Source organism: Streptomyces sp. NPDC104226 (assembly GCF_055584085.1).
In genome coordinates, this window is sequence record NZ_JBVJMS010000004.1 from 67325 (window position 1) to 83148 (window position 15824).

Consider the following 15824-nt stretch of genomic DNA (forward strand, 5'->3'; position numbering starts at 1 on the left):
CCGATGGAGACGGCATTCACCAAGCTGGTCGGGGTCGAGCATCCGATCGTGCAGACGGGCATGGGCTGGGTGGCGGGTCCGCGTCTGGTGTCGGGGGCGGCCGGTGCGGGCGCGCTCGGCATCCTGGCCTCGGCGACCATGACGATGGAGCAGCTGCGGGCGGCGGTCCACGAGGTCAAGTCCCGTACGGACGCCCCGTTCGGGGTCAATCTGCGCGCGGACGCCGGGGACGCGGCCGAGCGGGCGCAGCTGATCATCGACGAGGGCGTGCGGGTGGCCTCCTTCGCGCTCGCCCCGTCCAGGGAGCTGATCGCTCGGCTCAAGGACGCGGGCGTGGTCGTGATCCCCTCGATCGGGGCCCGCAGGCACGCGGAGAAGGTCGCGGCGTGGGGCGCGGACGCCGTGATCGTGCAGGGCGGCGAGGGCGGCGGCCACACCGGCGACGTGGCCACGACCGTGCTGCTGCCGCAGGTGGTCGACGCGGTGGACATCCCGGTGATCGCGGCGGGCGGTTTCAGCGACGGCCGCGGGCTGGTGGCGGCGCTGTCCTACGGGGCCGCGGGCATCGCGATGGGCACCCGTTTCCTGCTGACCTCCGACTCGACGGTCCCGGACGCGGTGAAGGCCGAGTACCTGAAGGCGACCGTGAAGGACGTCACCGTCACCACGGCCGTGGACGGGCTCCCGCACCGGATGCTGCGCAGCGAGCTGGTCGCTTCCCTGGAGCGGGCCGGGCGGGCGAAGGCACTGGTCAAGGCAGTGCGGCACGCGGCCGGCTTCAAGAAGCTCTCGGGTCTGACCTGGGCGGAGATGGTCCGGGACGGCCTCGCGATGAAACACGGCAAGGACCTGTCCTGGAGCCAGGTGCTGCTCGCCGCGAACACCCCCATGCTCCTCAAGGCGTCCATGGTCGAGGGCCGTACGGACCTCGGTGTCATGGCATCGGGCCAGGTCGCGGGCGTGATCGAGGATCTGCCGTCCTGTGCGGAGCTCGTCACCCGCGTCATGGCCGAGGCCCACGCCGTGCTGGAACGGCTGCAGGGCCTCACTCCCCCACAGCGTCTCCCCCTCCCCCCTCACTCGCTCGGCACCCTGCCACCACCAGGGTGATTCCCCTTCTCCGTTACAGGAGTTGCCCCAGATGAGCCGTGCCCGAATCCGCCTGGCGACCGCGGTGCTCGCTTCCGCCCTCGCCATCGGGACCCTGCCAGCCTCCGCGTACGCCGCGCCGGCCGACAGTGCCGCCGTCTCGCGTCACCACCGGCCCGCACAGCCGACGGAAACGATTCGCCAGATCCCGCTCCAGGGCGCGGTCAACTTCCGCGACGTGGGCGGCTACCGCACCTGGACCGGCGGCCAGGTCCGCCAGGGCCTGGTCTACCGATCCGACGCCCTGGGCAAGCTGACCGACGCCGACCTCACCACGGTCTCCGGTCTGGGCCTCACGAAGGTCCTCGACTTCCGCATTGCGATGGAGGTCCAGTACGACGGCGCCGACCGGCTGCCCGCCGGCCTGGCCACCACCACCCGTTCCGTCAACGACCAGGGCCTGTACGGGTTCCTGATGGCCGCCATCGGCAGCCGCGACCCCGCCAGGCAGGAGCAGATGCTCGGCGGCGGGCGCGCGGAGGCGTACATGCGCGACGTCTACCGCACGTTCGTGACCAGCCCGGAGAGCCGTGCGCAGTTCGCGGCGACCCTGCGCGAGATCGCCGACGGCAAGCAGGGCCCGCTGCTGTACCACTGCACCTCGGGCAAGGACCGGACGGGCTGGATGACGTACGTCCTGCTGAGCGCGCTCGCCGTCCCGAAGCAGTCGGCGGAGCGCGACTACCTGGCCACGAACACCATCCGCGGGGCGTACGACGCCAAGGTGCGGGCGGGTCTGAAGCAGTCCGGCATGATGCAGAACCCCGATCTGCTGATCCCGCTCCAGGAGGTCCGCCAGGACTACCTGGACGCGGCGACCGCGCAGATGGAGGCCGACTACGGCAGCCTCTACGGCTACCTCACCGACGGGCTCGGCCTGGACCTGCGGACCCTGGTGAAGCTCCAGCTGAAGATGGTCCGCTAGCGGCGCCGGGGCCCGCCGGGACCCCGGCCCGGCCCCGGAAAACACCACTGCGCCGGGCGGTACGTGCCGCCCGGCGCAGTGGTTCCTACGCGATGTCCTTCGCGATGCCCTTGATCAGACGGCGCGTCGGCGGCCCTGGCCGGCGCCGCCGACGCGGCTGCGCGCCGATGCGGCGGCCGCACCACCGGAGGGGGCGCCTCCGGTGCGTCGGCCGCGCTCGCCGGAACCGGCCGTGGAGCCGCCCTGACCGCCCTGGCCGCGGCGGGCCTGGCCGGAGCCGGAGGCCGGAGCCTGCCCGGCGGTGCCGCCACCGCCGGTACGACGGCCGCGGCCGCCCCCGGCGGCCGGAGCCGCACCCGTGCCGGTGCGCGGACCGCCCGAGCGGCGGCGGGCGCCACCGCCGGAGCCGCCGCCGGCCTGGCCGGTGGAGCGCTGGCGCGGCGGGGTGGCCTGCGGGACCTCCAGGACGACCGGGATGCCCGAGGGCTCCTTGGCGCCGGTGATGCGCGCGAGCTCCTCGTCGGAGGACTTGATCTGCGCGGTGCGCGGGGAGATCCCGGCGTCCGACATCAGGCGGGTCATGTCGCGCTTCTGGTCGGGCAGGACCAGCGTGACGACGCTGCCGGACTCGCCGGCGCGGGCGGTACGGCCGCCGCGGTGCAGGTAGTCCTTGTGGTCGGTCGGCGGGTCCACGTTGACGACGAGGTCGAGGTCGTCGATGTGGATGCCGCGCGCGGCCACGTTGGTGGCGACCAGTGCGGTGACCTCGCCGGTCTTGAACCAGTCGAGGGTCCGGTTGCGCTGCGGCTGCGAGCGGCCGCCGTGCAGGCCGGAGGCGCGGACGCCGTCGGCGAGGAGCTTCTTGACCATGCGGTCGACCCCGCGCTTGGTGTCGACGAACATGATCACCCGGCCGTCGCGGGCGGCTATGCGCGTGGCCACGGCCTTCTTGTCGGTCTCGTCCATGACGTACAGGACGTGGTGCTCCATCGTGCTGACCGCGCCGGCGGACGGGTCGACGGAGAAGGCGACCGGGTCGGTGAGGAACATCTTGACGAGCTTGTCGATGTTCTTGTCGAGGGTCGCCGAGAACAGCATGGTCTGGCCCTCGGGCTGGACCTGCTTGAGCAGGGCGGTGACCTGCGGCATGAAGCCCATGTCGGTCATCTGGTCGGCCTCGTCGAGGACCGTGATGGAGACCTGGGAGAGGTCGGCGTCACCGCGGTCGATGAGGTCCTTCAGGCGGCCGGGGGTGGCGACGAGCACCTCGGCGCCGCGGCGCAGGGCGCCGGACTGCCGGTTGATCGACATGCCGCCGACGACGGTCGTGATGCGCAGGTTGACGGCGGTGGCGTACGGGGCCATCGCGTCGGTGACCTGCTGCGCGAGCTCGCGGGTCGGTACGAGGACCAGGGCGAGCGGCTGCTTCGGCTGGGCGCGGCGGCCCGCGGTGCGGGCCAGCAGGGCCAGGCCGAAGGCCAGCGTCTTGCCGGAGCCGGTGCGGCCGCGGCCGAGCAGGTCTCGGCCGGCCAGCGAGTTCGGCAGGGTCGCGGCCTGGATCGGGAACGGCTCGGTGACGCCCTGGGCGGCGAGGGTCTTCAGCAGCGCCTCGGGCATGTCCATGTCCCCGAACGAGTCCACCGGCGGCAGGGCCGGGGTCAGCGGTTCGGGCATGGTGAATTCTTGGGGCCTGGCTACGGGGGCGGACTTCTGCCGTCCCGCGCCAGCCTTCGGACGTCCCTGGGCCGCACCTCGACCCCGGGTGGGGCGGCGGCTGGGTCGTGCGGAGCTGGAGCTGGTCATGCGAGAAAGCCCTCCTGAAACCGGCAGGTACTGCAGAAAACGCTGCAATCAAATGGTTCGAAACAGCAGACAAGCCGGGGCCCGCACCGACTCGGTGCGGACCCCGGCGTGCTGACTGCCTTAGGCGGGGAGGATGTTCTCCGCCTGGGGGCCCTTCTGGCCCTGGGTGACGTCGAAGGACACGCGCTGGCCCTCGTTGAGCTCACGGAAGCCCTGGGTGGCGATGTTCGAGTAGTGGGCGAAGACGTCCGGGCCGCCACCGTCCTGCTCGATGAAGCCGAAGCCCTTTTCCGAGTTGAACCACTTCACGGTGCCAAGTGCCATTTTTGAATCTCCTGAATAGGCGGCAAAGGGCCCCATCCGGAGATTCCGGCAAAACAATAAAAGCGCCTGTCGGAGCATTCCCGTCAGGCGCACATAAAGTTCATGGGTACCACAACTGCAACGAGCTCTAAGCTAGCACACGTCGGTCGGGGAGTGTCGCCGCGAGCATGTGACCTCCGCCCTGGGTGGATCCGGCGCGCAGCTGCCCGCCCACCTCCGCCAGGGCGCGCCGGAGCCCCGGAATGCCCATCCCACCGGAGTCGAGGACCACCCTCTCCCCCTCCGGGGCGGTGTTGATCACGTCGAGGCGGACCTCCCCGTCCTCGGCGTACAGATTCATCCGAACGGCGGAGCCGGGGCGTATTTCGCCGCGTTGGTGAGGCCCTCGCGGGCTATCCGCAGCAGCAGCCGCCCGTCGGCGGCCGGGAAGGCCCCGAGGCCGGGCTGGGTGTGGTGGGTGATCTCCATTCCGGTGGCCCGCATGTTCCGGGCCAGGGAGCCGAGGAAGCGGCCCACGTCCACGGGAGAGGTGTACGCACGGCTGCCCGCGGGGTCGGTCAGCATGTCCAGCACCTCCCTGACCTCGGCCATCGCGGCCCGCGCCGATTCCTCCACGGCGCCGGCGGCCTCCCGGACCCGGGGGTCGGCCCCGGCGTCCAGGCGCAGGGCGGCGGCCTGCATCGTCAGGGCGGTGAGGCGGTGGCCGAGCCCGTCGTGGGTGCGCTGGGCCAAACGGGTGCGTTCCTGGACCACGGCCAGGTCGGCCGCCTGGTCCACGGCGGCGTGTGCCTGGCGGGCCCGCTCGCGCAGCGCGGTCATGACGTGCCGGTTGCGCCGCACGGTCTCCCCGTAGAGGGCGGGCACGAGGATGGAGCCGAGGACGAAGGAGGCGGGGTCGCGCCCGGCGTACCCGAGCGGCAGGACGAGGTCGCGGGTGGTGGCGTAGACGACGCCCATGAGCAGGACCCCGACCCAGCGGTGGGAGCGGCCGTACGCGGCCAGGGCGTAGGCGGCGAAGACGAGGGGGCCGCGGTCGTCGGAGACGACGGTGGCGGCGGTGGCCGCGAGGGCCGGGATCCAGGGGTGGGAGCGGCGCCGGAGCAGGGAGGCGGCCGCGAGCCAGCCGGCGGCCAGACTGGTGGGGTAGTCGGTGACGAGGCCGAAGCGGTGGACGTCGTGGAGGTTGAGGGTGGTGAGCAGTCCGCAGAGCAGGGCGAGCCAGCTGTCGGTGCGGCGGGCCCGCACCGGGTCCGGCGCCCCGCTGCTCTCCCCCGTCAGGGTCCGCAGGCCCCGTTCCAGCAGCTGTCCGGTGCGACCGGGCACGGCCTGCATGACTCCACCCCTCCCCGACTGCACACCAGAAGTGCACAGAACATGCCAAAACGTCCCCCCAGGTTGCCCTCCTTCCGCCGAAGGGGCATCCCGGGAGGACGCGTTCCGGGTGGCCCGGTCTGCCCGTTACAGGGAGACGCCGAGGCCGTTCAGCCAGGTGACCGGGTTGACGTCGGCGCCGTAGCTGTTGCTGGAGCGGACCTCGAAGTGGAGGTGCGGGCCGGTGGAGTTGCCGGTGTTGCCGGAGCGGCCGATCCGCTCGCCGGCGGAGACGCGCTCGCCTTCGGAGGCGGTCGCCGAGGACAGGTGGGCGGAGAGGGTGTAGCGGCCGTCGTCGTGCTTGATGACCACGGCGTTGCCGTAGGCGCCCTGCCAGCCGGAGGAGACGACGGTGCCCGCGGCCGCGGCCCGGACCGGGGTGCCGGTGGACACCGCGAAGTCGATGCCGGTGTGGTGGCCGGCGGCCCAGCTGCCCGGCTGGCCGTAGCGGGCGGAGACGCTGCCGCCCGAGACGGGCAGGACGCCCGCGGCGCCGCTGCTGCGGGAGCCGCTCCGGGAGGAGTCCGCGGAGCCGGAGGAGTCGCCGGAGGAAGCGGAGTCGCCGGAGGAGCTCGACGAGCTGGACGAGCTGGAGGACTTCGGCGTGGCCGAGGTGTCGGCGGAGCCGGAGGAGCTGCCGGAGCCGTACGCGAGGCGCTGGCCCGGGAAGATCATGTCCGGGTCGGACCCGATCACCGAGCGGTTCTCGGAATAGAGGGTCTGCCAGCTGACGCCCAGTTCGGAACCGATGGTGCCGAGGGTGTCGCCGCTGACGACGGTGTGGCTGTTGCCGCCCCGGGGCTTCGGGGCGGCCGGTGCCGCCGCGGATTCCGCGTTCTCGGACGCGGTGGAGGTGCCGGCGCCCCCGGCCGGGGTCTCGGGGGCCGGGCCGCCGCGCTGGAGGCCGGCGAGCTTGCCGCAGGAGGGCCAGGCTCCGGGGCCCTGGGTCGCCAGGACCTTCTCGGCGACGGCGATCTGCTGCGCCTTGGTGGCCTGGTCGGCCTGGGGGGCGTACTGCCGGCCGCCGAACTCCGCCCACGTGCCGGCGGAGAACTGCAGGCCGCCGTAGTAGCCGTTGCCGGTGTCGATGCTCCAGTCGTTGGTGGACTCGCACTGGGCGACTTTGTCCCACGTGCCGACCGACGCGGCGGACGCGGGCTGTGCCACGAGACCCACGGCGGCGGGTGCGGCGATACCGGCGACAACGAGACCGGCGAGGGTGCGAGCGGAGGGGAAAGACATGCGGAGTTCCTGACTTCGGGGACATTGCGGAGGCCGGTGCACCGGGTGAAGCGGTGGTGCGTTCTGCCTCGGTCACCACCGTCCGGGAGGACGGGGGGTCGCCGAAGTCACCGAAAGAGGACAGGAGGGGCCGCAAAAGGGGACTGGGGAGGGAGGGTTGGGCGGACCTAAGTCCCGGTATGGCGGTAATGTCCGCAATGAGACGGGGATTCAGGGGAGGTGGGTCACATGACGATCCGCGTGATGGTGGTCGACGACCAGAGCCTCATACGGTCGGGACTGGTGACCCTGCTGGCGAGCGCGCCCGACATCGAGGTGGTCGCGGAAGCCGTCGACGGGGCCGAGGCGGTGCCGCTGGCGCGCACGTACCGGCCGGACGTGGTGCTGATGGACCTGGTCATGCCGAAGGTCGACGGCATGGAGGCCACCTTGCGGCTGCTGCGGCTGCCGGAGCCGCCGCGCGTGCTCGTCCTCACCGGCTACACGGCGGACGACCTGGTCCTGGACGCGCTGCGGGCCGGAGCGGCGGGATTCCTGCTGAAGGACCTGCGTCCCGAGGAGCTCTTCGCCGGCATCCGCACGGTGGCGGCGGGCGGCAGCGCGCTGGCGCCCGGGGTGATGCGGGTGCTGCTGGAACGGGCGGACACCCGCACCGGGGCACCCGACCACGCGGAGCAGCTCTCCACTCTGTCCCCCGGCGAGCGGGACGTCCTCGCGCTGGTCGGCGAGGGCCGGACGAACCTGCAGATAGCGCAGGCGCTGCACCTGTCCCCGGCGAGCGTGAAGACGTACGTCTCGCGGATCCTGACCCAGCTCGACCTCTCGAACCGGACCCAGGCCGCGATCCTCGCCTACGAGGCCGGGCTGGTCCGCGCCGCCTGACCACGGCCCCGAGGCGCTCTGGCCGGGAGGTGCGTGATCGAAAAGAATGGCGCCATGACGATGCCTCGGACGCCTCTGACACCTCGGACGGCTCCCCCCTCCCGGGCCCGGTCCTTCGACAGCGCCGCCGCTCTCTACGGGCAGCACCGGCCCGGCTATCCCGAGGCGCTGTACGACGCCGTCGAGGAGCTGGCCGGGCGCCGGTTCGCCGGGGCCCGGGTCGCCGACGTGGGGGCGGGGACGGGCATCGGGACGGCGCCGATGCGCGCCCGGGGCGCCGAGGTGGTGGCGGTGGAGCCCGGGGACGGGATGGCGGCGGAGTTCCGGCGCACCCGGCCGGGGATCCCGATCGTGCGCGGGGACGGGGACCGGCTGCCGCTGGCCGGGGCCTCCTTCGACTTCCTGACGTACGCCCAGGCCTGGCACTGGACGGATCCGGCGCGGTCCGCGCCCGAGGCCCGCCGGGTGCTCAAGCCCGGCGGGGCGCTCGCGATCTGGTGGAACGACCTGGATGAGTCGGCCGGTCCGGCCGGCTGGGTCGCGGCGCAGGGTGAGCGGATCCGTGCCTTCTTCGGAGCCGGCGGCCCGGGCGGCGCGGTCGCGGGAGGGGCCGGCGCGGTCGGCGGGAGCGCCCGGGCGCTGGGCTACCGGACGCTTCCGCGCGGTCTCGACTCCGGCTTCGCCACGCGGAGCGTCCCGTGGTCCCGGCGGATCCCGTTGGAGGCCCACCTGGCGAACCTGGCCAGCCACTCCGCGTTCCTGCTGCTGGGCGAGGCGGGCACGCGGGAGTTCCTGGACGCCGAGCGGGAGCGGCTGAACCCGCTCTTTCCGGACGGAGTGGTGGAGGAGCCCTACGTGGTGAGCGTCCACGTGGCCGTCATGTGAGACGGCCCGGTGCGGATTGGGTCCTTCCGCCGTCGGCGCACGAGGCTGACCTGCATGACGTCCTCCACGCCGGCTTCCCCGCCGCCCCCTGCCGTCAGGGGCTTCTTCCTCGCCAACGAGGGCCTCGCCTTCCTCCTGGAACTGCTGGCGCTGGGCCTGCTCGCCTGGTGGGGTTTCACGCGTGACATCGGGCGGCTGGGGTCGATCGCCCTCGCCGTGGCCGCGCCGGCCGCCGCGGCCGTGCTCTGGGGGATGTTCGCCGCGCCGAAGGCCCGGTACGCCGTCCCGCTCGCCGCGCAGCTCGGGGTGAAGGTGGTGGTGTTCGGCGCCGCCGCCCTGGCGCTGCTCGCGCTCGGGCAGCGGCTGCCGTCCCTCTGGTTCACGGTGATCGTGGTGGTGAACACCGCCCTGGCGACCTACTACCGCAGCCGCTCCTGAAGCACCGCCGCGCGGCACTGCGAGGGGCTCCCCCAGGCATCGCGCAGCGGGCGGGCCTTGCGCAGCCACAGGGAGAGGTCGAGTTCCTCGGTGTAGCCGACGGCTCCGTGGAGCTGGAGCGCGGTCATGGCGGCCGCGTACGCCGCTTCGCCCGCGGTCAGCTTCGCCGCGGCGATCTCCCCGGGGTCCAGGGAGAGCGCGGCCGCCCACAGCAGGGGCCGGGCGAACTCCAGGCCGAGCAGGGTGTCCGCGAGGCGGTGCTTGACCGCCTGGAAGCCGCCGATCGCCGTGCCGAACTGCGTGCGCTGCTTCGCGTACTCCACCGTGCGCGCGAGGAGGGCCTCGCCGGTGCCGAGGCACTGGGCGGCGGTGAGCAGCCGGGCCCAGTGCGCGGCGTCGCGGGCGGCCGCGGTGACCGCGGGGCCGGTGGCGAGGAGTTCGCCGCCGCCGTCCGGGAGGGCCAGGCGCCGGGCGGGGTCGGTGGAGGTGCGCAGTTCGGCGGGGGCGGCGGCCAGGCGGAGCTCGCCGGCCGGGGACACCGTGAAGAGGTGGGTGGCCGCGTCGGCGTCCAGGGCGTACGGGCCGCCGCCGGGCAGGACGAGGGTGGCCGTGGTCTCCCCCGCCGCCAGCCCGGGGAGGAACCGCTTGGCCAGTGCCTCGTCCCCGAGCCGGGTCAGGAGTACGGCGGCTGCGGCGGTCTCCACCACCGGTCCGGGGACGCCGGCGCGGCCCAGTTCCACGAAGCCGGTGGCCAGCTCCAGCGGCATCAGGCCCAGGCCCTCGTGTGCCTCGTCGGCCGCGAGGGCGAACAGGCCGGTATCGGCGAGCCGCGCCCACACCGCCCTGCCGGGTGCGTGGTCGCCCGCGCCCCAGGCCCGTACCGCGGCCGGGACCTCGCAGGTGCCGAGCAGACCGCGCAGGGTGCGGGCGAAGTCCGACTGTTCTTCGGACGGCAGGAAGCGCATCAGCGGCGGCCCTTCGGGAGGCCGAGCAGCCGCTCGGCGATGATGTCGCGCTGGATCTCGTTGGTCCCCGCGTAGATGGGGCCGGCGAGGGAGAAGATCCACGGCTCGGCCCATTCCCCGTCGGCGAGTTCCGCGTCGGGGCCCAGCAGGTCGAGGGCGCTCTCGTGGAGGGCCATGTCGTACTGGGACCAGAACACCTTGTTCAGGCTGGACTCGGCGCCGATCTTCTCTCCGGCGGCGAAGCGGGAGGCGTTGGCCCAGGTGAACAGCTGGTAGGCGCGGGCTCCGACGACCGCGTCGGCGACCCGGTCGCGCAGGGCGGTGTCGGCCGGGTCACCGTGGCTGTGCCAGAGCTCCACGAGGCGGTCGGCGGCGGCGAGGAAGCGGCCGGGGGCGCGCAGGGTGAGCCCGCGCTCGTTGCCGGTGGTGGACATGGCGATCCGCCAGCCCTGTCCGGGTTCCCCGATGACGTCCGCGTCGGGGACGAAGACCTCGTCGAGGAAGAGTTCCGCGAAGGCGGGCTTGCCGTCGAGGCGGCCGATGGGCCGCACGGTGACCCCGGGGGCGTGCAGGTCGAACATCAGGTAGGTGAGGCCCTGGTGGGGTTTGGGTGCGTCGGGGTCGGTGCGGAAGATCCCGAAGGCCCGGTCGGCGAAGGCGGCCCGCGAGGACCAGGTCTTCTGTCCGGACAGCAGCCAGCCGCCTTCGGTGCGCACCGCCCGGGAGGTGAGGGAGGCGAGGTCGGAGCCGGATTCGGGTTCGGACCAGGCCTGGGCCCAGATCGTCTCGCCGCTCGCCATGGAGGGCAGGACGCGGGCGCGCTGTTCGTCGGTGGCGTGGTCGAAGAGGGTGGGGGCGAGCAGGTTGATGCCGTTCTGGGAGACCCGGCCGGGCGCGCCGGCGGCCCAGTACTCCTCTTCGAAGACCAGCCAGTGCTCGATGTCGACGCCGCGGCCGCCGTACTCCTCGGGCCAGGACACCACGGCCCAGCGGGCGGAGTGCAGGAGCGCCTCCCACTCCCGGTGGGCGGCGAAGCCCTCGCGGGTCTCCAGCGAGGGCAGGGGGGTGGCGGGCACGTGGGCGGCGAGCCAGTCGCGCGCCTCGGCCCGGAAGGCCTCCACGTCCGCCGCGTGGTTCAGGTCCATCAGCTGTTCGCCTCCTTCATGGCGGCGATGTTGACGCCGCCGAGCGAGTCCGCCGCGGTTTCGGCGTTGTGGGCGTGGGCGAGGTGGTGCAGGCCGAAGACGGAGTCCATGCCGGTGTGCAGGCCCTGGAGGTCCTCGGCCTGGTTGACGGCCCGCTTGGTGAGGGCGAGTCCGAAGGAGGGCATCTCGGCGATCCGCAGGGCGAGCAGGTCGGTGGCTCCGGCCAGGTCGGCGCGTTCGACGACGCGGTTGACCATGCCGATCTCGTGGGCGCGGCGGGCGGGCATCCGGTCGCCGGTGTAGAGGAATTCCTTGGCGATGCGCGGGGGCATGACCCACGGGTGGGCGAAGTATTCGACGCCGGGGATGCCCATGCGGACGACCGGGTCGGCGAAGAAGGCGTCCTCGCTGGCCACGATCAGGTCGCAGATCCAGGCGAGCATCAGTCCGCCGGCCACGCAGGCGCCGTGGACGGAGGCGATGACGGGTTTGGGCAGTTCGCGCCAGCGCCGGCACATGCCGAGGTAGACCTCGGATTCGCGGGCGAAGCGGGATTCGGCGCCGGTGCGCTCGGAGTGGTCCCACCAGAGGCCGGCCCGGCGTTCGAAGGGCAGGTGGGCGTCGCGTTCGGGGGTGCCGATGTCGTGGCCAGCCGAGAAGTGCTCGCCTGCCCCGCGCAGGATGACGACCTTGACCGCGGGATCGTCGGCGGCCCGGTAGAAGGCGTCGTCGAGGGCGTAGGTCATCGCGCTGTTCTGGGCGTTGCGGTACCGGGGGCGGTTCATGGTCACGTACGCGACCGGGCCGCGGCGCTCGTAGAGCACGGGGGGTTCGTCGGACATCTCTCCGGGCATCGCTGCATCCTTCCCTAACAAGTGTTTGGTAGGTTAACGTACGGCCATGAGCAGCGTCGAGGAGTTCCGCACCGAGGTTCGGAGTTGGCTACGGGCCCACCTCACCGGCGAGTTCGCCGCCCTCAAGGGCCGCGGCGGACCGGGCCGGGAGCACGAGGCCTTCGCCGAACGCCTCGCCTGGGAACGGCACATGGCGGCGCACGGCTGGACCTGCGTGGGCTGGCCCGTCGAGTACGGCGGCCGCGGCGCGAGCACCGCGCAGCAGATCGCCTTCCACGAGGAGTACGCGCTGGCCGACGCGCCCGCGCGCGTGAACCACATAGGCGAGCAGCTCCTCGGCCCCACCCTCATCGCGCACGGCACCGAGGAGCAGCGGCGGCGCTTCCTGCCGCCCATCCGGGCCGTGGAAGAACTGTGGTGCCAGGGGTACAGCGAGCCCGACGCCGGCTCGGACCTGGCGAACATCCGCACCCGGGCCGCCCTCGTGGACGGCGCGTGGGTGGTGGACGGCCAGAAGATCTGGACCTCCCTGGCCCACGAGGCGCAGTGGTGCTTCGTCGTCGCCCGCACCGCACCGGGCTCCCGCCGGCACGCCGGACTGTCCTACCTCCTGGTCCCGATGGACCAGCCCGGGGTGGAGGTCCGGCCCATCGTGCAGCTGACCGGGACCTCCGAGTTCAACGAGGTCTTCTTCGACGGGGCCCGCACCGACGCCGCCCACGTGGTCGGCGCGCCCGGCGACGGCTGGGCCGTCGCCATGGCCACCCTCGGCTTCGAGCGCGGCGTCTCCACCCTCGGCCAGCAGGTCGGCTTCCGCCGCGAGCTCGAGGAGCTGGCCGCACTGGCCAAGCGCAACGGCGCGATGGCCGATCCGCTGATCCGCGACCGGCTCGTCCGGGCCTGGATCGGCCTGGAGACCATGCGCGCCTCCGCGCTGCGGCCCGGGGTCGCCCCGTCCACGGCCAAGCTGTACTGGGCCCGCTGGCACCGGGACCTCGGCGAACTCGCCATGGACGTCTGCGGAGCCGCCTCGCTGCTCGCGGCCGGGGAGCACGGGGACCCGTACGACCTCGACGACTGGCAGCGGCTCTTCCTCTTCTCCCGCTCGGACACCATCTACGCGGGCTCCGACGAGATCCAGCGCACCATCGTCGCCGAGCGCATCCTCGGCCTTCCCAAGGAGGTACGGGCGTGAACCCGACGGGCAACGCACCCGAGTACGTGGCCGGGCACGGACTGCTGGCCGGCCGGACCGCCGTGATCACCGCGGCCGCCGGGGCCGGCATCGGCGGGGCCACCGCGCGCCGCTTCCTCGAAGAGGGGGCCCGCGTCCTCATCGGCGATGCGCACGCCCGGCGCCTCAAGGAGAGCGAGGAGGCACTGGCCGCGGAGTTCGGCGCGGACCGGGTCGCCTCCCTGCCCTGCGACGTCACGGACGAGGAGCAGGTGGGCGCCTTCTTCGCGCTCGCCGAACGGCTCCACGGCCGCCTCGACCTCGTCGTCAACAACGCCGGGCTCGGCGGCACGGCCCACCTCGTCGACATGACCGACGAGCAGTGGTCCCGCGTCCTCGACGTCACCCTGAACGGCACCTTCCGCTGCACCCGCGCCGCGATGCGCGCGATGAAGGCCTCCGGAACGGGCGGCGTGATCGTCAACAACGCCTCCGTCGTCGGCTGGCGCGCCCAGACCGGGCAGGCCCACTACGCCGCCGCCAAGGCCGGGGTGATGGCACTGACCCGCTGCTCGGCGCTGGAGGCCGCGGAGTTCGGCGTACGGATCAACGCGGTCGCGCCGAGCCTGGCCATGCACCCGCACCTGGTGAAGGTCACCAGCGAGGAACTGCTCACGGAACTCACCGCCCGCGAGGCCTTCGGCCGGTACGCCGAGCCCTGGGAGGTCGCCAACGTCATCGTGTTCCTGGCCAGCGGCTACTCGTCGTACATGACGGGCGAGACGGTGTCGGTCAGCAGTCAGCACGCCTAGGCCGCCGTATGACCAGAATAGGCGCGTGCCAACGAACAAGAAGAAGACACAGGTGACGGCGTCGCCCGAACGCCGCCGCGAACTCCTCGACACCGCCGCCGAGGTCTTCGCCGCGCAGGGCTACAACGCCACCACCGTCCGCAAGATCGCCGACGCCGCCGGCATGCTCGCCGGCAGCCTCTACTACCACTTCGATTCCAAGGAATCGATGCTCGACGAGATCCTCTCCGCCTTCCTGACCGAGCTGTGGGAGGGGTACGACACCGTCCTCGCCGCCGGTCTCGGACCCAGGGAGACCATCGAGGCCCTCGTCACCGAATCGTTCCGGGAGATCGACCGGCACCGCGCCGCCGTCGCCATCTACCAGAAGGAGTCCCGGACCCTGTCGGTCCAGCCCCGCTTCCACTACCTCTCCGACTCGCAGGTCAAGTTCGAGAAGGCGTGGCTGGGGACGCTGGAGCGCGGGGTCGCGGACGGGGTCTTCCGCGCCGACCTGGACATCCGCCTCACCTACCGCTTCGTGCGCGACACGGTGTGGGTGGCGGCGTCCTGGTACCGGCCGGGCGGCCAGCACAGCCCCGAGGAGATCGCCCGCCAGTACCTGTCGATGGTCCTGGACGGAATCGCCACCCGTACGTAACCCCTGAGGAGTTCCGATGCCCGAGGCCTACATAGTCGAAGCGGTACGCACCCCCGTCGGGCGGCGCAAGGGAGGACTGTCCGAGGTCCACCCCGCCGACCTGGGAGCGCACGTCCTGAAGGCGCTCGTCGAACGGTCCGGGATCGACCCGGCGGCCGTGGAGGACGTGGTGATGGGCTGCCTCGACAACGTCGGGCCGCAGGCCGGCGACATCGGGCGGACCGCCTGGCTGGCCGCGGGACTCCCCGAGGAGGTCCCCGGCGTCACCATCGACCGCCAGTGCGGGTCCTCCCAGCAGGCCGTGCACTTCGCGGCGCAGGGCGTCATGTCCGGGACCCAGGACCTGGTGGTGGCCGCCGGAACCCAGAACATGTCGATGGTCCCGATCGCCTTCGCCTCGCGGCAGGGAGCGGAACCGCTGGGCCTGACCGAGGGCCCGTACCTCGGCTCGCAGGGCTGGCGCGCCCGGTACGGCGACTCCCCGGTCAACCAGTTCTACGGGGCCCAGCTGATCGCGGAGAAGTGGGGCATCTCCCGCCTCGACATGGAGGAGTTCGCCCTGCGCTCCCACCAGCGGGCGCTGCGCGCGATCGACGAGGGCCGCTTCGAGCGGGAGATCGTGCCGTACGGCGCGGTGGCGGTGGACGAGGGCCCGCGCCGCGACACCACCCTCGAAAAGATGGCGACCCTGAAGCCCGTCATGGAGGGCGGCACCATCACGGCGGCGGTCTCCTCCCAGGTCTCGGACGGCGCGGCGGCGATGCTGCTGGCCTCGGAGCGGGCGGTACGGGAACACGGGCTGCGCCCGCGGGCGCGCATCCACCACCTGTCGGTGCGCGGCGAGGACCCGATCCGCATGCTGTCGGCGCCGATCCCGGCGACGGCGTACGCCCTGAAGAAGACGGGCATGTCCCTCGCCGACATCGACCTGGTCGAGATCAACGAGGCCTTCGCGCCGGTGGCCCTGGCCTGGCTGAAGGAAACGGGCGCGGACCCGGAGCGGGTCAACGTCAACGGCGGCGCGATCGCCCTGGGGCACCCCCTGGGCGCGACGGGCGTCAAGCTGATGACGACCCTGCTCCACGAACTGGAGCGCACGGGCGGCCGGTTCGGCCTCCAGACCATGTGCGAGGGCGGCGGCCAGGCCAACGTCACCATCATCGAGCGGCTGTAGCGCCCTCCCTCCCCGCAGAAACGGCCCCCGGGACACCGCTC

Annotated in this window: 17 protein-coding genes; 9 read left to right on the forward strand and 8 right to left on the reverse strand. The window is 72.7% G+C overall.

Annotated features, from left to right (window positions below):
* The first annotated feature begins 3 nt into the window (after window positions 1-3).
* Window positions 4-1110 (forward strand): NAD(P)H-dependent flavin oxidoreductase, encoded by a 1107-nt coding sequence (locus ACZ60J_RS13745; protein WP_469681665.1) that lies wholly within the window; start codon window positions 4-6, stop codon window positions 1108-1110.
* Window positions 1111-1141: 31 nt separating this feature from the next.
* Window positions 1142-2074 (forward strand): tyrosine-protein phosphatase, encoded by a 933-nt coding sequence (locus ACZ60J_RS13750; RefSeq protein ID WP_469681667.1) that lies wholly within the window; start codon window positions 1142-1144, stop codon window positions 2072-2074.
* A gap of 114 nt (window positions 2075-2188) precedes the next feature.
* Here the strand turns inward: ACZ60J_RS13750 and ACZ60J_RS13755 are convergent, their stop codons facing one another.
* From ACZ60J_RS13755 to ACZ60J_RS13775, 5 genes are all read right to left on the reverse strand, one after another.
* Window positions 2189-3877, reverse strand: coding sequence for a DEAD/DEAH box helicase (locus tag ACZ60J_RS13755; protein WP_469681669.1), 1689 nt, complete (start codon window positions 3875-3877; stop codon window positions 2189-2191).
* 120 nt (window positions 3878-3997) lie between these two features.
* Window positions 3998-4201: a cold-shock protein gene (locus ACZ60J_RS13760; protein ID WP_112447913.1), complete on the reverse strand. Its 204-nt coding sequence runs from the start codon at window positions 4199-4201 to the stop codon at window positions 3998-4000.
* Window positions 4202-4328: 127 nt separating this feature from the next.
* Entirely contained in the window at window positions 4329-4541 is a 213-nt protein-coding gene (locus ACZ60J_RS13765; RefSeq protein ID WP_469681671.1) for a hypothetical protein, read from the reverse strand.
* On the reverse strand, window positions 4538-5524 hold the full coding sequence (locus tag ACZ60J_RS13770; RefSeq protein WP_469681673.1) for a sensor histidine kinase: 987 nt from the start codon (window positions 5522-5524) through the stop codon (window positions 4538-4540). Before ACZ60J_RS13770 ends, ACZ60J_RS13765 begins: the two co-directional genes overlap by 4 nt.
* Before the next feature lie 135 nt (window positions 5525-5659).
* Window positions 5660-6814 carry a peptidoglycan DD-metalloendopeptidase family protein gene (locus ACZ60J_RS13775; RefSeq protein WP_469681675.1) on the reverse strand — a complete coding sequence of 385 codons (1155 nt, stop codon included), beginning with the start codon at window positions 6812-6814 and terminating at the stop codon, window positions 5660-5662.
* Between the two features lie 228 nt (window positions 6815-7042).
* Here ACZ60J_RS13775 and ACZ60J_RS13780 point away from each other — a divergent pair, with 228 nt between their 5' ends.
* From ACZ60J_RS13780 to ACZ60J_RS13790, 3 genes are read left to right on the forward strand one after another with little or no spacing between them, the layout of a single operon-like run.
* A complete protein-coding gene (locus ACZ60J_RS13780; protein WP_469681677.1) occupies window positions 7043-7696 on the forward strand; it encodes a response regulator in 654 nt (217 codons plus the stop codon).
* Between the two features lie 54 nt (window positions 7697-7750).
* Entirely contained in the window at window positions 7751-8581 is an 831-nt protein-coding gene (locus tag ACZ60J_RS13785) for a class I SAM-dependent methyltransferase (protein WP_469681679.1), read from the forward strand.
* Window positions 8582-8635: 54 nt separating this feature from the next.
* The gene (locus ACZ60J_RS13790) at window positions 8636-9019 is read left to right on the forward strand and encodes a YrdB family protein (RefSeq protein WP_469681681.1); all 384 of its coding nucleotides are present in this window, start codon (window positions 8636-8638) and stop codon (window positions 9017-9019) included.
* Here ACZ60J_RS13790 and ACZ60J_RS13795 read toward each other — a convergent pair.
* From ACZ60J_RS13795 to ACZ60J_RS13805, 3 genes are read right to left on the reverse strand one after another with little or no spacing between them, the layout of a single operon-like run.
* Complete coding sequence (locus ACZ60J_RS13795; RefSeq protein ID WP_469681683.1) at window positions 9001-9984, reverse strand: acyl-CoA dehydrogenase family protein; 984 nt, start codon at window positions 9982-9984, stop codon at window positions 9001-9003. The two genes, ACZ60J_RS13790 and ACZ60J_RS13795, sit on opposite strands and share 19 nt — an antisense overlap.
* On the reverse strand, window positions 9984-11129 hold the full coding sequence (locus tag ACZ60J_RS13800; RefSeq protein WP_469681685.1) for an acyl-CoA dehydrogenase family protein: 1146 nt from the start codon (window positions 11127-11129) through the stop codon (window positions 9984-9986). The genes ACZ60J_RS13795 and ACZ60J_RS13800 overlap by 1 nt, the downstream gene beginning before the upstream one ends.
* Window positions 11129-11983 (reverse strand): enoyl-CoA hydratase, encoded by an 855-nt coding sequence (locus ACZ60J_RS13805; RefSeq protein ID WP_469681687.1) that lies wholly within the window; start codon window positions 11981-11983, stop codon window positions 11129-11131. The genes ACZ60J_RS13800 and ACZ60J_RS13805 overlap by 1 nt, the downstream gene beginning before the upstream one ends.
* A gap of 46 nt (window positions 11984-12029) precedes the next feature.
* Between ACZ60J_RS13805 and ACZ60J_RS13810 the strand changes: the two genes are divergently transcribed.
* The 4 genes from ACZ60J_RS13810 to ACZ60J_RS13825 are packed head-to-tail and all read left to right on the forward strand — an operon-like array spanning window position 12030 to window position 15783.
* On the forward strand, window positions 12030-13178 hold the full coding sequence (locus ACZ60J_RS13810; protein ID WP_469681689.1) for an acyl-CoA dehydrogenase family protein: 1149 nt from the start codon (window positions 12030-12032) through the stop codon (window positions 13176-13178).
* The gene (locus ACZ60J_RS13815) at window positions 13175-13969 is read left to right on the forward strand and encodes an SDR family oxidoreductase (protein WP_469681691.1); all 795 of its coding nucleotides are present in this window, start codon (window positions 13175-13177) and stop codon (window positions 13967-13969) included. The genes ACZ60J_RS13810 and ACZ60J_RS13815 overlap by 4 nt, the downstream gene beginning before the upstream one ends.
* 25 nt (window positions 13970-13994) lie before the next feature.
* The gene (locus ACZ60J_RS13820; RefSeq protein ID WP_469681693.1) at window positions 13995-14609 is read left to right on the forward strand and encodes a TetR/AcrR family transcriptional regulator; all 615 of its coding nucleotides are present in this window, start codon (window positions 13995-13997) and stop codon (window positions 14607-14609) included.
* Window positions 14610-14625: 16 nt separating this feature from the next.
* The gene (locus ACZ60J_RS13825) at window positions 14626-15783 is read left to right on the forward strand and encodes an acetyl-CoA C-acetyltransferase (RefSeq protein ID WP_469681695.1); all 1158 of its coding nucleotides are present in this window, start codon (window positions 14626-14628) and stop codon (window positions 15781-15783) included.
* The last annotated feature ends 41 nt before the right edge of the window (window positions 15784-15824 follow it).